The 533-nt window shown below is 57.0% G+C and carries 1 protein-coding gene; it reads right to left on the reverse strand.

What is annotated here, in order from left to right; genetic code table 11:
• On the reverse strand, positions 1–533 hold a 533-nt coding region (locus AOA59_RS32475; protein WP_218212215.1), incomplete at both ends, for a hypothetical protein.

Here is a 533-nt window from a genome sequence, read left to right on the forward strand (position 1 = left end):
GACTGTCCTTAGCCTCAGTAACGAGCTTGGCGTCCTCGCCGTCAGTCTTGGCCGTCTCGACAGGACTGTCCTTAGCCTCAGTAACGAGCTTGGCGTCTTTGCCGTCAGTCTTGACCACCTCGACAGGACTGTCCTTAGCCTCAGTAACGAGCTTGGCGTCCTCGCCGTCAGTCTTGGCCGTCTCGACAGGACTGTCCTTAGCCTCAGTAACGAGCTTGGCGTCTTTGCCGTCAGTCTTGACCGTCTCGAGATGACTGTCCTTAGCCTCAGTAACGAGCTTGGCGTCCTCGCCGTCAGTCTTGGCCGTCTCGACAGGACTGTCCTTAGCCTCAGTAACGAGCTTGGCGTCTTTGCCGTCAGTCTTGACCGTCTCGAGATGACTGTCCTTAGCCTCAGTAACGAGCTTGGCGTCTTTGCCGTCAGTCTTGACCGTCTCGAGATGACTGTCCTTAGCCTCAGTAACGAGCTTGGCGTCCTCGCCGTCAGTCTTGGCCGTCTCGACAGGACTGTCCTTAGCCTCAGTAACGAGCTTG

It is taken from the genome of Pseudomonas sp. 2822-15, assembly GCF_002742515.1.
GTDB lineage: Bacteria > Pseudomonadota > Gammaproteobacteria > Pseudomonadales > Pseudomonadaceae > Aquipseudomonas > Aquipseudomonas salomonii.